11 protein-coding genes are annotated in these 14,590 nt (G+C 40.2%); 4 read left to right on the top strand and 7 right to left on the bottom strand.

Annotated elements, in window-relative coordinates; translation table 11 throughout:
- Window positions 1-146: 146 nt before the first annotated feature.
- Window positions 147-1,256, bottom strand: coding sequence for a tRNA preQ1(34) S-adenosylmethionine ribosyltransferase-isomerase QueA (queA, locus tag VB797_RS04400; RefSeq protein ID WP_323236551.1), 1,110 nt, complete (start codon window positions 1,254-1,256; stop codon window positions 147-149).
- A 333-nt stretch (window positions 1,257-1,589) separates the two neighbouring features.
- Between queA and VB797_RS04395 the strand changes: the two genes are divergently transcribed.
- Window positions 1,590-1,979 (top strand): hypothetical protein, encoded by a 390-nt coding sequence (locus VB797_RS04395; RefSeq protein ID WP_323236425.1) that lies wholly within the window; start codon window positions 1,590-1,592, stop codon window positions 1,977-1,979.
- Between the two features lie 85 nt (window positions 1,980-2,064).
- On the opposite strand, the gene VB797_RS04390 is transcribed toward VB797_RS04395, so the two are convergent.
- The gene (locus tag VB797_RS04390) at window positions 2,065-2,520 is read right to left on the bottom strand and encodes a YraN family protein (RefSeq protein ID WP_323236424.1); all 456 of its coding nucleotides are present in this window, start codon (window positions 2,518-2,520) and stop codon (window positions 2,065-2,067) included.
- 16 nt (window positions 2,521-2,536) lie between these two features.
- On the opposite strand from VB797_RS04390, the gene VB797_RS04385 reads away from it, so the two are divergent.
- Window positions 2,537-3,037 carry a pentapeptide repeat-containing protein gene (locus tag VB797_RS04385; RefSeq protein ID WP_323236423.1) on the top strand — a complete coding sequence of 167 codons (501 nt, stop codon included), beginning with the start codon at window positions 2,537-2,539 and terminating at the stop codon, window positions 3,035-3,037.
- 219 nt (window positions 3,038-3,256) lie between these two features.
- Here VB797_RS04385 and dnaG read toward each other — a convergent pair whose 3' ends face one another.
- Window positions 3,257-5,254 carry a DNA primase gene (gene dnaG, locus VB797_RS04380; protein WP_323236422.1) on the bottom strand — a complete coding sequence of 666 codons (1,998 nt, stop codon included), beginning with the start codon at window positions 5,252-5,254 and terminating at the stop codon, window positions 3,257-3,259.
- Window positions 5,255-5,458: 204 nt separating this feature from the next.
- Between dnaG and VB797_RS04375 the strand changes: the two genes are divergently transcribed.
- The gene (locus VB797_RS04375; protein WP_323236421.1) at window positions 5,459-6,811 is read left to right on the top strand and encodes an N-acetylmuramoyl-L-alanine amidase; all 1,353 of its coding nucleotides are present in this window, start codon (window positions 5,459-5,461) and stop codon (window positions 6,809-6,811) included.
- 112 nt (window positions 6,812-6,923) lie between these two features.
- Window positions 6,924-7,535, top strand: a complete 612-nt coding sequence (locus VB797_RS04370) for a Uma2 family endonuclease (RefSeq protein WP_323236420.1) — start codon at window positions 6,924-6,926, stop codon at window positions 7,533-7,535.
- Window positions 7,536-7,829: 294 nt separating this feature from the next.
- On the opposite strand, the gene VB797_RS04365 is transcribed toward VB797_RS04370, so the two are convergent.
- The 4 genes from VB797_RS04365 to VB797_RS04350 all read right to left on the bottom strand — a co-directional run bounded on the left by VB797_RS04365 (window position 7,830) and on the right by VB797_RS04350 (window position 13,785).
- Entirely contained in the window at window positions 7,830-10,592 is a 2,763-nt protein-coding gene (locus VB797_RS04365) for a pitrilysin family protein (RefSeq protein WP_323236419.1), read from the bottom strand.
- A 345-nt stretch (window positions 10,593-10,937) separates the two neighbouring features.
- Window positions 10,938-11,165, bottom strand: a complete 228-nt coding sequence (locus VB797_RS04360) for a hypothetical protein (RefSeq protein WP_323236418.1) — start codon at window positions 11,163-11,165, stop codon at window positions 10,938-10,940.
- Entirely contained in the window at window positions 11,155-11,397 is a 243-nt protein-coding gene (locus VB797_RS04355; RefSeq protein ID WP_323236417.1) for a hypothetical protein, read from the bottom strand. Before VB797_RS04355 ends, VB797_RS04360 begins: the two co-directional genes overlap by 11 nt.
- Window positions 11,398-11,712: 315 nt before the next feature.
- A complete protein-coding gene (locus VB797_RS04350; protein ID WP_323236416.1) occupies window positions 11,713-13,785 on the bottom strand; it encodes a prolyl oligopeptidase family serine peptidase in 2,073 nt (690 codons plus the stop codon).
- Window positions 13,786-14,590 lie beyond the last annotated feature (805 nt).

The raw sequence follows: 14,590 nt of genomic DNA, 5'->3' as shown, positions 1-14,590 counted from the left end.
GTTAGGAGTGAGGAGTGAGGGAAAGATAGGGGAGATGAAGAAGAAGTTATTACCTTTAACCTGTGACCTTTGACCTTTAACCTTTAACCTTTGACCTTTGACCTTTAACCTTTAACCTTTGACCTTTGACCTTTAACCTTTAACCTTTAACCTTTAATAACTGCTTCCGGCAGAATCAACATCGCATCACCGAAGGAATAGAAACGATATCGAGATGCGATCGCTTCCTGATAAACATTCAATAATCTTTGTCTCCCAATTAATGCGCTTACCAACATCAATAAACTGGAACGAGGTAAATGAAAGTTGGTAATCAAGCCTTCTACTACTTGCCATTTATAGCCGGGATAGATAAATAAGTTGGTTTCACCGCAAAATGGCTGTAATTCTCCTTTCTCTTTAGCTGCTCCTTCTAATGCACGTACTACCGTTGTTCCGACTGCAATAACTCTTCCACCTTTGGCTTTGGTGTCGCGGATTTGCTCTACTGTTTGGGCTGGTACTTCAATCCATTCTCTATGCATTTCATGGGTCGTTACATCTTCTACTTCCACAGGACGAAATGTTCCGACTCCGACGTGTAAGGTCACAAAAGCTCGATTAATTCCGGATTCCTGCAAGTTTTCTAATAGTTGGGGAGTAAAATGCAGTCCCGCTGTTGGTGCTGCAACTGCTCCGGGATTTTCAGCGTAGACTGTCTGATACTGCTGGCTTTCGGCACTACTCTGTGTAATATAAGGCGGTAAAGGTACTTCTCCAAATACATCTAATAGCTGAATCAAAGATGTTCCAGGAGGTAAATCAAATTGCAGCAACCGTCCTCCTGTAGCTTCGTCTGTCCCCAAAACTTTGGCAATTAATTCCTGACAAGATTCTAAATCTTTCCTCGGCTCAAAAATAATCTCACTACCTTGCTTAAACCGCTTTCCCGGCTTCACTAAAGCCAACCAACAATTGTGCTGCAATTCTGACAACAGCAAAACTTCTATTTGCGCTCCCGTAGTTTTACGTCCGTATAGCCTCGCCGGTATTACCTTTGTATCATTCATTACTAGTAAATCCTGGGGACGCAGAATTACTGGTAAATCTCGAAAAATGCGCTGGTCTGGTAACTTTTTAATACCAGTGTTCGGGGAATCTACTACTAACAGCCGCGAACTATCTCTGGGAACGGCAGGATTTTGAGCGATTAATTCCGGGGGTAAATCGTAGTCATATCCGTCGAGGGAACGGTCGATATCGACATCTGTAGTCATTTGACTTGAAGAGTAAATACCTTGAGACAAATCGGTTTCTGACTCAGAAGAATTGTGTTTGCTCACGTTTGGTGGTTGCTGCATTGATATTTAGGCTTTTTAGTCGAAAAAATCTGGATTATAGTTTATAAAGGAAATCTAAAGTCTCTGCCTTAAGTAAGATTAAGCATACTATCGCTTGGAGTATGTTTAAGTAATACGGAATCTCGATGATAAAAATTGGGTAAACCTCCCCATCCAAAAACGGGGGCTTTTACCCTACCGAAATTCGAGGTCTGTATATCAATATAGAAATGTAGAGATGTAGAGTTGGCTTTGATCCCAAGCACTAAGATGGAATATTTGTATTATCTGGCAAATGCCAGTTTAACTTTAAGGGTTGTTCAATATTTGCACGCTAGATCCCGAGTCCCTGTTTCCTTTATCACCGTAATTCATCAAATAGATGGTTGGGTGGTTAGAGTCAAGCTCGATTATCCAATTTCTGCCGATCTAGATGGTGATATTCGGGCTTTCTTGAACGAACTAGGAATTCGCTACGAACCTCCAATGCGAGTCCAAATGGCACTGTGGAGTTTGGAAGCCCAACAAAATCCTGTTGAGGTCATGCGTCGCTATCAAGTCGCGATTGTTTCTCACGGTAGCCCTGACAAAGAAGAAATTGAAGCATTCCGACAACAATTTGTGAGAGGGTTGGGTTACTGTCCGGAAACTTTAGCGTAACAATCGCTGTTATATTTACCTATTACAGCGAGGTAGTGATTAATTGATAATCGGTAATTAATGTTTTTGTCTACCATAAATATTGCTAATTGTCAATTGAATATTCAAATGCTGCGGGAATATATTCTTGTAGAGTTAAATAATATCCTGATGCTGATAAATTAGCTAAGGCATTAGCTTGAGTTATTTTTCTCTGACAGCAAACAAAGGCTACATCAAATCGGCAAGGATAGTCAGCTTTTTGCGGAAAAGTTGCCAGAAACATTGCAGCGGTGCGACAAAGTTTAGCTTGCTTAGGAAGTGCGATCGCCATTCTTCCTCCAGCATCCCAATTACCGGTCGAGCGGGTTTTGACTTCCACAAATGCTAATATAACTGTACCCGAATCATCTTCCCTTTCGGCAATAATATCAATTTCTCCCCAACGACAGTGCCAGCGACGATGTAGAATCGTCCAACCTATAGATTTAAGCCATTGAGTTGTTAGGTCTTCACCTAAAGCACCTATATCGGGATAATGGGAAGAAGAGTGGTGAGCCATGAGCAGCTAAATTATCATGATTTTTACTAACAACTGGATTAAGGTAAGTATACTGAGTTTATTATTTTGGGGAATGTGTATCTTGCCATCAAGTCTAACTCCCCAAGCTTTTGCATTAGATTACGACAAAGAAATATTAATCGAAGCCGATTTCTCCGATCGCGATTTAACTGATTCTAGTTTTACTAAAGCAAATCTTCGCGATAGCAACTTTAGTAATTCTAATTTACAAGGAGTAAGATTTTTTGCGACTAATTTGGAGTCAGCGAATTTGAGGAATACCAACCTGAGATATGCAACTTTAGATTCCGCACGTTTAGTAGAAGCAGATTTGACAAATGCAGTCTTAGAAGGTGCGTTTGCTTCTAATGCTAGATTCGACGGTGCGATTATTGATGGTGCCGATTTTACCGATGTGCTGTTACGTAAAGACGAGCAAGATAAATTGTGTAAATTAGCCAAAGGTACCAATTCCACCACAGGACGCAATACTCGCGATACCTTATATTGTCCATAGTTTCTAGGACTTACGTACTGTACAAATTGATTATGGTATGACACGATTAGAGGTCAATTCAGGCTTTGATAGTTTATGAGTATATAGTCATATGTAGGGGTTTAGCAGTGCTAAACCCCTACTGCTAAACCCCTACGATGGATGTGGTCCCGACACACATATTTTGTATTTTCTGTCAATGCGTAACACACCCTACAAAGTCTTTTTATAATCCAAAATTTAAAACTCTCCCACATTAAAACATCGCTGTTTATCTAATTCCCTGAGTTGTTGTTTTTCAGTCATAAAAGCTTGATAATAAGATTGATATCGTTCCGGTTCTGTTTCTGGATCGGTTTTCTGCCAAAGTTCATAAAAGTGGCGGAAGCGTTTTTCTCGTAATACTCTTTCCATGCTCAGAGTTGCTCTTAAAATCTGAACGGGAGTCCTAATTATCTGTTTTTGGTCTGTTTCGCTTAAATGGAATAAATGAGAAATCATTTGCATTTCTTCGGGAAATTCTAAATACCTATCTTGTAGAGTCGAGATTAATTCTGCGGAATAATTTGTATTTGAAAGATTCCCTAATTGAATATCTATAATTTGCTGCCATAAAAATCTGTGATGAGACAAGCTAAATTGTATATCTCTTGTTTCTAAGGTTTCGCTAATATTTTTCCGATATTCTGGACAATGTAAATAAATTAGTAATAATAAGCCTTCCGCTTGTTCTAAAAGGCTTTGTTCTCTAACGATTTGATTGAGAGCTTTCCCAGTATTATTTTCACGTTGTGCATTACTCCAACCGCGATTTAAAGGAGCAGCATTTTGACTTTTATAAGTTACTCCCCCTTTTTGAGAATTATGAGCAGAAATTTGAGTCAATAAATTTTCTACTCGTAATGGAGTAAGTCTGGTATCCCCTAAACTAAGTATTTCTGCACAGAAAGAAACATAATAACTTAGCGTATCGGTATTATCTATATTCTTTAATAACTTAACCATTTGCTGGCAGACTTTTTGATAATCTGTAGCTACTTTCAAATCGGCATCTTTAGTAATTTGGTCAATCTGCCAATCCAACCATAAAGGAGCATCAGCTAATAACTTTCGATAATCCTCTGAAGTATGAGTAAGCAGATATTCATCGGCATCTTTACCATCGGGAATATTGAGAATTTTTAATTGTACTTCACCCTTATAAGCTAACTCCGCAACTTCACCAATTGCTCTTTCTGCGGCAATAGTTCCGGCTTTATCGGCATCAAAATTGAGGATTAACTGCTTAGAATCGCTGTAACGCATTGCCAAACGTACTTGCTCAATACTTAAAGCCGTACCCAAAGAAGCGACAACATTATTAATTCCTACAGCATGGAGAGCGATCGCATCAAAATATCCTTCCACTACCACAGCTTGGTCAGATTGGGAAATACCTTCCTTCGCTTTATGCAAACCAAATAAGGTTCTACCTTTAGTAAAAACTTCGGTTTCTGGTGAATTCAAATATTTAGGTTGTTCATCTCCTAAAGTTCGACCACCAAAGGCAATTACTTTCCCCGTAACATCGTAAATCGGAATCATTAAACGGTTGCGAAAGGCATCATAATAACCCCTACCTTCCGTTAGCGAAGCTGCTCCCTTGGAGCTACGTGGTTTAATTAATCCGGCTTTCTCCAATAACTGCACCGGATAGCGTTTATCTTCTACTAAATAACTATATAAAATGTCCCAACCAACCGGAGCATAACCTAATTCAAAATGCTTAATAGTTTCATCAGTTAATTTACGCTGTTGTTGGAGATATAGTAGCGCAGCTTCCCCACTTGGTTGCCATAAAGCGTGTTGATAAAAACGCGAAGCCACTTCAAGAATTTCGTATACTTGTTTACGTTCCGATATTTGACGCTGTAATTCTTGTCGCTGTTCTGGTTCTAGAGTTTGTACGGGTACTTGATAGCGTCGTGCTAAATCTAATACAACTTCAGCAAAAGAGCGTTTATCCAACTCCATCATAAACTTGATCGCATTCCCCCCAGCTTGACAGCCAAAACAGTAATACATCTGCTTGCTGGGACTGACGCTGAAGCTAGGAGTTTTTTCATTATGGAAAGGACACAAACCCAAAAAATCCTTACCACGCTTGCGTAAAACAACTCGCTCGGAAACGATATCAACAATGTCAGCCCGTTGTTTGACTTCTTCAATCGTATCTTGGTGCAAGCGAGGAATTTGCATAATCAGTCAGGAGTTATATAATTTTGGATTTTAGATTTTAGATTTAAAGAGTTAAGAGTTATGAGTTAATAATTACCAATTACCAATTACCCATGCTCTACATCTAACAATTTCAGATAGAGAAATATTATATGCTTGTCCCCAGTACCGAAAATGTTGTAAACAATCTTTTACGATAACTTTTATTCAGAGGAAATACTGAAGATGGGACGTGTTTTTATTTCAGCGGGTCACGGAGGCAAGGAAGCTGGTGGTATAGACCCTGGTTCTATTGCTGGTGGCACAACTGAAGCCAAGGAAATGATTTTACTACGGGATTTAATTTTAACTGAATTAAGGGCGCGTGGGTTTGAAGTTCTTTCGGTTCCAGATTCTTTGAGTGCTAGAGCAAGTATTGAATGGATCAATTCCCGCGCTCGTCGCAATGATGTAGCTGTGGAAATTCAAGCGGATTCGGCTTCTAGCCCTGCTGTAAACGGCGCGAGCGTCTACTATATTTCTAATAATGAAGAACGTAAAAGTAATGCGGAAACTCTGTTAATGGGGCTGCTGCGGCGGGTTCCACAGTTAAATAGCCGGGGGGTGAAGCCGGATACTGCAACTGGGATGGGACAGTTGATGTTTACCCGTCAAGTGGCGATCGCCTCTCTGTTAATGCAGGTTATCTTTTTGAGCAGTCCCGAAGACCGGGCTTTATTACAAACCCGTCGTCGGGAATTTGCGGTGGGTATAGCCGATGGGGTTGTAGCATGGAGTCGTGCGATCGATCCAGGTTCAACTCCACCATCGGAGCCAACTTATCCAGCCATAAATATTAAAATTAACGGGCAAAATTATGCAGAGCAAGGAATATTAATTAATGGTAATGCCTATATTCCTATAGATTTAGTAGACCGCTTACAAATTGATTTAACAAAAGCTCCTAACGTGCGTCGGATTAGCTACCGGAGAGTGGTTTATGTCAAAGCAATAGAATTACGAGAATTTAATATATCAATAGCTTGGGATGCTGCCAGCCGTACCGTAATTTTAAAATCAAATTTGGCTATTTGCCCTAATCAAATCGAAAAAATCATCTCTCGTGGTGCAACTTCAGAAGTACAGTTACAAATATTTTTAAGAGATAACAATCAAGAGGCTTTGGTGAAGTTTCCTGACATCCCTAAACTTTATAGAGAAGAAGCTGCAATTGAAGGAGTAAATCACGATATTGCTTTTTGTCAAATGTGTTTAGAAACTTCATTTTTACGTTTTGGTGATGATATTAAACCCCAACAAAATAATTTTGCCGGATTAGCAACTATCGGTGGTGGAAACGAAACGGCGACATTTTCTAGTGCGAGAATTGGCGTTCGCGCTCATATTCAACATTTAAAAGCATACGCTAGTTTGGAACCTTTAGCCCAGGAAGTTGTAGACCCCAGATTTCGGTTTGTGACGCGGGGTATAGCACCGTTAGTAACTGATTTATCAGGCAGATGGGAGGCAGATTCACAGTATGGGGAGAAGATTGTCGCTTTGGTGAAGCGGTTGTATGAATCGGCAGGGTTGTTATAGGGGGATTACATTAAGTTTCATTCTAATCGAAGATGGGGAATACAGGCAGAGATGCCCATCCCACAAGGATTTTAGGGTTTAAAATTATGATGGAATATATAGATGATATTTTATGAAAATAAAAACTATGACGAAAGAAGTACAAACAGTCAAACGCTTCTACACCCCGGAAGAATATTTAGAACTGGAAGAACAAGCAGAATTTAAGAGTGAGTACCGCGATGGAGAAATTATACCAATGACGGGTGGGACTACCAATCACAATCAAATTGCTCTAAATTTGGCTACTTCTTTGAAAATCGCTACCAAAAAGCAAAATTTTCGGATTTATATAGCCGATGTGCGTTTATGGATACCTAAATATCGTCAGCATACTTATCCTGATGTGATGCTAATAGAGGGACAACCTGTTTACACGGGAAACAACACAACTACCGTTATGAATCCTTCATTAATTGCAGAAGTTTTATCAAAATCAACACAAAATTACGACCAAGGAAATAAGTTTTTATATTACCGTTCGATTCCTGAATTCAAAGAATATATTTTAATAAATCAATATCAATATCATGTAATGCATTATGTGAAAACTGCCGATGGTAAATGGATTTTTGATGAAATTGAAGGCGAATCTGCCTTATTTTCTTTAGAAACTGTTGATTTTCAATTTACATTAAGTGACCTTTACGAACAAGTTGACTTTGTAGGAAATGACTCGGAGTGATTATATAGTTGCGAAATTAGTTAGTAGGTTGGGTTAGACACGAAAACGAATTTTGTGGATAAAAAAATCATTTTAACCGTGTCGTAACCCAACATTACTTCTGCTTAGATTTGGTAAAACTAGCTAAATTTGCACTGTTGGGTTAAACGCAGTGAAACCCAAGCTACCAACTAATAACTTAAATTTATCCAATATTTAATCGTATATTCCATGAAATCAAAAAGACGTTGCATTGTGCACGCCGTCTCTACATGATTATTTGGTAAAAATTAAATCATCGGATGAGGAATATTTTTATCTATTACCTTTAGCAGCAGTATTAGAACCTGCTGTGACAATCACAACCTTATCTGGATGAATTAACTCTTGGATTGCTTGCTTTACCTGAGCTTGGGTAACTGCTTGAATTTGCTGGGGAAATTCTCGGATTTCCGCTGGGGAAAGTCCGTATACTGCGTTGCTTAAAGTAATACCCGCAACGTTGCTCGGACTAGCTAAATCTACGGGGTAACTTTCGGTAATTGATCGCTTCGCTGTATTCAATTCGGCTGCGGTGACTCCTTGCTGTTGCAACTGTTTGAGCAAAGCTAAGGTACTATTAATTGCTGCTGCTGCATCTTCTGGAGAAGTCTGCATTTGAATCAGGAAGGGTCCGGGATTTATACCAGCCGCGAAACCACTGTAAATTCCATAGGTCAAACCTTGGCGATCGCGCACTTCGGTTCCCAAACGGCTGGATAATGTATCTCCACCCAAAATTTGGTTCAGTACCAACGCTGCATAGTAACGCGGATCTCGGCGCGAAATCCCGCTGTAACCAATGTAGGTAACGGCTTCTGCTTTACCGGGAATCGGTTTGTTTAAGCGTTCTGTAGTTGACGGTAGCGACACAGGGGGAAATGCCAGAGTTGGCGGTTTTCCTTGGGCTTGCCATTTACCAAATGCCTGTTGTAGTAAGGCTTTAACCTGGATTGGCTCAAAGTCACCGACTAAAGCGATCGTTGTGGTATCCGGTCGGTAATGTTGCTGATAAAACTTAACTACATCCTCATGGGTAATACTTTTGAGGCTTTCAGATGTGGGAAAGCTGTGAAACGGATGATTGGACGGGTAAATTGCCTGCTGAAATTCTCGTCTTCCCAATGCACTGGGGTCATCTAGCTGGACTTTTAAACTGGTTAATTCTCGCTGACGACTGAGTTCGAGTTGGTCGGCTGGGAAGGTAGCATTTTGCACGACATCCGCTAAGGTTTGGATCACTACTGGCAGATTTGCCGATAGTCCTTGAGCGCCAATGCTGACTCCTTCACGGTTAGACCCGAAACCAAGACTGGCTCCTTGGTCTTCTAGCTTTTTGGCTAAGGTCAAAGCATTTTGGGTCTTAGTACCATTCATCAAGTTATCGGCTGTCAGACTTGCTAAACCTGCTTTTTGATTCGAGTCAAATTCGTTACCAGCATCAATTTGTCCGCTGAGGTTGATTGTGGGAACGCTTTTATCGGGTAGTAGCAAAAATTTTAACCCGTTTTTGAGGGTAAACTGCTCCGGTAGCGGTTGTTTGCTGTCTACGGTGGCTGATGTGGCTGGGGGTAAATATTTAGCTAGTTCGGCTGGATCTACAGGTTTACCGGGGTTAAAGTTCTCCACAGTGCGACCGGAACATGCGGTGGAGTTTGCCGCATCACTAGTTTGAGTTGGCTCGAAGAAACCGATAGTTTGCTTGTCAGGACTGAGGTAGGTTTTCGCAACTCGCTGCACGTCGGCGGCTGTAACTTTAGCTACTCCTGCCAAATATTTTTCAATATAACGATAATCTCCAGCGGTTGTTTGAGCGTATCCCAGTTGCGATGCTTGAGAGGTGATGTCTTGATTTCCCAATATAAAGGAAGCTGCAAGTTGGGTTTTGGCTCGCTGTAACTCCTCTGCGGTAACTGGTTGTTGTTGTAATTGAGTTAGCGATCGCTCTATAGTTTGGGCAATTTTAGATAATTCTTGACCTGGAGCGGCTGTTGCGTTGATTTCGTACCAGCCAGGTTCGATCATTTCTACCGGACTTGCACTCACCGAGCTAGCCAATCCGGATTCCACTACAGCTTGGTAAAACCGCGAACTGCGACCACCCGTAAGAATTGTATCCATGATATCAATTGCTGGCACATCGGGATGTTTGGCATCTGGTAAAGGATATACGGCTTGCAGTAATGCTGCACTTCCCGGCTGTTTGAGAACGATCGGCGTTTTTTCTTTTGTATTAGTATTCACCGTTGGTTTTGCAGCCACTCGTTTTCCTTGTTTGGGCAGCTTACCAAAAGTTTCTTTGACAGTTTTGAGGACTGGTTGTGTGGCAAAATCCCCAACAATTACCAAGGTCGCATTATCCGGGCTGTAGTAAGTTTGGTAATAATTGCGTACCTGCTCAACCGTAAATTTCTCTACATCCGCTTTCGTTCCACCCACGGGTAAACCATAAGCTCGGCTGGGAAAAGCCTTTCGCATGACTTCCCGACTCAGACGGTATCCCGGCGAATTTTCGTATCCTTGCAACTCCGAAATAACGACCCGCTTCTCACTCTTGAGTTGTTCAGAACCAATTAAACTGTTTTCCATGCGGTCTGCTTCCAAACTCAGTAATGCCGTAAGTTTGTCCCGCTGGGCTGTATTAAAGTAGGCAGTTTCATCGTAACTGGTAAAAGCATTGAACTGACTGCCCAAAGCACTTAAAAGCCGTCCAAACTGGATCGGACGTTCGGTGGTACCTTTGAACATTAAATGTTCGAGTTGGTGAGAAATACCGTTTTCCCCCGCACCTTCGTTGCGCGAACCAACTTTATACCAAACCTGGACGCTAACTACAGGAGCGGTATGGACTTCCTTAGTTAGCACGGTTAAACCGTTATCTAATAATGTTTGACGCACTCCCTGAGTCAGCGATGTTCCAGAAACAGTTGCGGTGGTTGGTGTTACAGCGTTGGTAAAATTCGGCAACAGCACCACACTTAGCAATAAGCTGAGACACAAGCCGACAACGATATATGGACGCAAGCGGCGGAAAGACATACTGGGTTACTCCCGATAATATGAGTAGGAGAAAATACGAGTCTTTTTTCTTATTAGTTTAGTACTTGAAAGCTTGCGTGGGTAATGGCTGTGGTATATCGCTTCATTTATCCAATTTTGCAGTCAGTAGGTTGGGTTAGACACGAAAACAAATTGTATGGGTAAAAAAAATTATATTAATCGTGTCGTAACCCAACATTACCTCTGTGGATAAACGATATTTTGTTGGATTTAAAATATTGCGATATACCGATAATAAATGTTGGGTTACGGCACTATACACGCTTTATTCGTTTAAATTATTATTTTCTTTGTGCCGTGAAGCCAACCTACTAACTGCCTTTTTCAAACATGATAAGCTGTCAAAACTATATTTCTATTGGGACTATATATTGATTCAACTCTGGGATACTCATCATGTGACCACCATACTTTAATTCTTCCACCTTGACCGGGTGCAGAGCCTACTTCAAAATATCCCGCATTAAACATTCTTTTTTCAAATTCGTTTGATGGTAGTGTTTTAGTAGTAAATGCACTTAACCCCTGTATTGTGTGTTTATCAAGCGTCATAACTATCTTGATAAGAAGTAAATATTTTGTAACCCGGTAGTACTACTGCAACACCAGTAGAACTGTGAATCATACCGGGATATCTATAAGGATTGTCATCTGGATTGCTACCACCTATTTTTAATGTAAACCAGGGACACCAGATATAAATGCCTGGTATTAGTAAATCCATGCTGTAAGCAATAGCTCTTAACTTCTCATTTTTGTTAACTGTGGGCTGTTTTGTTTTCATTGTTGTTGATTTCTTTTTTTTCAGGTTTTACCCATTTAATAAGCTCGTAAGACTTACGCATTCACAGAAAACTAAAAATAGTTAGTAGTTAGTAGGTTGGGTTGGACACGAAAACAAATTTGATGGGTAAAAAAATCCATTTCAATCGTGTCGTAACCCAACATTACCTCTGTGGATAAACGATATTTTGTTGGATTTAAAATATTGTGATATACCGATAATAAATGTTGGGTTACGGCACTATACACGCTTTACTCGTTTAAATTATTATCTTCTTTGTGCCGTGAAGCCAACCTACAAACTACAAACTACGAACTAAAATTTCACCCCTTCAATCCCCAATGTCTTCACCAAAAAAGCCCATTTATCGGCTGCTTCTTCAATAATCTTCGTCGTCGGTTTACCCGCTCCATGTCCAGCTTTTGTTTCAATTCTTATTAATACTGGTGCTTCTCCATCGTGGGCTGCTTGCAGTGCTGCGGCGAATTTGAAGCTATGTGCGGGTACTACTCTGTCATCATGGTCTGCTGTTGTAATTAAAGTTGCAGGGTAAGCGGTTCCGGGTTTCAAGTTGTGCAAAGGTGAATAAGCATAAAGGGTTTTGAATTCTTCGGGATTTTCCGAGGAACCGTATTCGGGAACCCATGCCCAACCAATGGTAAATTTATGGAAGCGCAACATATCCATCACACCTACTGCTGGTAGCGCTGCACCGAATAAATCCGGACGCTGTGTCATGCAGGCACCAACTAATAATCCACCATTACTACCACCGGCGATCGCTAATTTCTCGGATTTCGTATAACCGTTATCTATCAACCATTCCGCAGCAGCGATAAAGTCATCAAAGACGTTTTGTTTTTTATCTTTGATTCCCGCTTGATGCCATGCTTCACCGTATTCACCACCACCGCGTATATTAGGCATAGCGTAAACTCCACCCATTTCCATCCATATCAAGCTGCTAACTGAGAAGGTTGGTGTTAAGGAAGCGTTGAAGCCGCCGTAACCGTAAAGGAATGTGGGGTTCTTTCCATCTAGTTTAATTCCTTTTTTATGGGTAATAAACATTGGTATTTGGGTTCCGTCTTTGCTTTTGTAAAAAATCTGTTTGGTTTCGTAATTATCGGCGTTAAAATCTACTTTTGGTTCGCGGAAAACGCTACTTTCACCTGTTACCATATCGTAACGATAAATAGTTCCTGGTGTGGTAAAGCTGGTAAAAATATAAAATGTTTTGGTGTCGTTTCGTTTGCCATCAAAACCACTTACTGAACCAATACCTGGTAATTCTATTTCTCTAAGAAAATTACCGTTTATTTCAAAGACTTTAACTTGACTGCGAGCATCTTTAAGATATTCAGCAACAAAATGATTGTTAAGAGTACCGACACTTTCTAAGGTTTCTTCAGTTTGAGGAATTATTTCTTGCCATTTAGATTCCGGATTTTTAGTATCAATAGCAATAACTCTGCCTCGCGATGCGTTTAAATCGGTTTGAAAATAAAAAACATTCTCGTCGTTATCAATAAAGCTGTAAGATGATTCAAATTTATCAATCAATTCAACAACTTTACTCTTGGGATTGCTTAAATCCTTGTAAAAAACTAAGTTTTTAGAATCAGTTCCTAACCAAACTGAAATAATCAAATAACGTCCATCTTCGGTAACGCTACCGTTAAAACCCCATTCTTTCTCATCGGAACGTTGGTAAATTAAAGTGTCTTCCGATTGAGGTTGACCTAATTGATGATAATAAAGCTTTTGATAATAGTTAACTTCTTCTAACTTGGTTTTTTCATTTGGTGCATCATAACCACTATAGAAAAAACCTTTACTATCATTCGTCCAAGAAGCACCGGAAAATTTTATCCACTTTAAATTATCTTTTAAATCTTCACCCGTTTCAATATTTCTAACCTTCCATTCCTGCCAGTCAGAGCCAGCAATTGATAGACCATAAGCTAAATATTTACCATCATCGCTAATAGATATACCTGAAAGAGCAACAGTACCGTCTTCTGAAAGTTTATTAGGATCTAATAAAACACTTGGTTTCTCTTCGAGACTTTTTAAAGTATATAAAACGCTTTGATTCTGCAAACCGTCATTCTTGAAGTAAAAGTAGCGATTCCCTTCTTCAAAAGGAACTCCATATTTTTCGTAATCCCATAATTTCGTCAAACGTTTCTTGATATCCTCTCTCGCTGGGATTTGTTCGAGAAAACCAAAAGCAACTTTGTTTTGCGCTTCCACCCAAGCTTTAGTTTCTGGAGAATCGGGATTTTCCAACCAACGGTAGGGATCTGCAACTTCGGTACCGTGGTAATTATCAACTTGCTCGCTTTTACTAGTTGTTGGGTAGTTTAACTTTTGTACAGTACTCATGTGTTTCTGGGAAGAAGGTACCTTTACATGGTACAAAAATGTACAAATAATAACTGTTGTCAAGAAAATAACTAAAAATTTAGGCAGAGGCTTAAACAGTTTGTTCATTCAGACTTAGCGGTTGAATTTCAAACACATAGAGCAAGTACGTTATCGTCTATAACGTCTCTCAATGATATACATAAGAAATTCATTTTTACGCATTTTTTGATTTATTGCCCGAATATCAGAAGATACGGGGAAAGTCAGAAGTTTATTGTGAAGGCAGTATATATCTGTAGGTTGGGTTAGGCGCATAAGCATCTAAGGATCAAAAAAAATCTATATTGCGCCGTAACCCAACATCTTCTATGGCAATGTAATAGTCCATTTCATTAGTTTTGATGGGTAATAAAGGTTCATAGTAAGTGGCTCAGCGCTGCGGATTTGGGATTAAAGTCAGCACGCAGAACCCGTCGGAATTAATGCAATCAGCTATTAGTGGTCTTTTCTATTAATTTTGATGGTTCGTAGAGATCTCCGCACTGCTACGTCTCCCGACATTTACGATAAAACGAACCCATCAAAAATTATGCAATCGAATAGTAGTACTCCACCACATAAGTTATGAGGGGTTTGTGTAGTGCGACCATCTTGGTCGCTCGTCACAAATAGAGAGCTTTCCGGCTCCCACTACGAATGTGTTACCCATCAGAATTAATGTGGTGGAGGAGTAGTGCGAGCATCTTGCTCGCTGTTTGCTTTTAGCGAGCTGGTTGCTTTTAGCGAGCTGGTTGTAACGAGCGAGCTGGTTGTAACGAGCGAT

Source organism: Rivularia sp. UHCC 0363 (assembly GCF_034931125.1).
Taxonomy (GTDB): Bacteria; Cyanobacteriota; Cyanobacteriia; order Cyanobacteriales; family Nostocaceae; genus Rivularia.
The sequence above is the reverse complement of the archived record's forward strand: the minus strand, read 5'-3'. Positions and strand labels throughout refer to the sequence as shown.

Bases quoted from the DNA above. Each gene is read 5' to 3' on its own strand.
- queA (WP_323236551.1), bottom strand. From the start codon at position 1,256: ATGACTACAGATGTCGATATCGACCGTTCCCTCGACGGATATGACTAC.
- VB797_RS04395 (WP_323236425.1), top strand. From the start codon at position 1,590: ATGGAATATTTGTATTATCTGGCAAATGCCAGTTTAACTTTAAGGGTT.
- VB797_RS04390 (WP_323236424.1), bottom strand. From the start codon at position 2,520: ATGGCTCACCACTCTTCTTCCCATTATCCCGATATAGGTGCTTTAGGT.
- VB797_RS04385 (WP_323236423.1), top strand. From the start codon at position 2,537: ATGATTTTTACTAACAACTGGATTAAGGTAAGTATACTGAGTTTATTA.
- dnaG (WP_323236422.1), bottom strand. From the start codon at position 5,254: ATGCAAATTCCTCGCTTGCACCAAGATACGATTGAAGAAGTCAAACAA.
- VB797_RS04375 (WP_323236421.1), top strand. From the start codon at position 5,459: ATGGGACGTGTTTTTATTTCAGCGGGTCACGGAGGCAAGGAAGCTGGT.
- VB797_RS04370 (WP_323236420.1), top strand. From the start codon at position 6,924: ATGAAAATAAAAACTATGACGAAAGAAGTACAAACAGTCAAACGCTTC.
- VB797_RS04365 (WP_323236419.1), bottom strand. From the start codon at position 10,592: ATGTCTTTCCGCCGCTTGCGTCCATATATCGTTGTCGGCTTGTGTCTC.
- VB797_RS04360 (WP_323236418.1), bottom strand. From the start codon at position 11,165: ATGACGCTTGATAAACACACAATACAGGGGTTAAGTGCATTTACTACT.
- VB797_RS04355 (WP_323236417.1), bottom strand. From the start codon at position 11,397: ATGAAAACAAAACAGCCCACAGTTAACAAAAATGAGAAGTTAAGAGCT.
- VB797_RS04350 (WP_323236416.1), bottom strand. From the start codon at position 13,785: ATGAGTACTGTACAAAAGTTAAACTACCCAACAACTAGTAAAAGCGAG.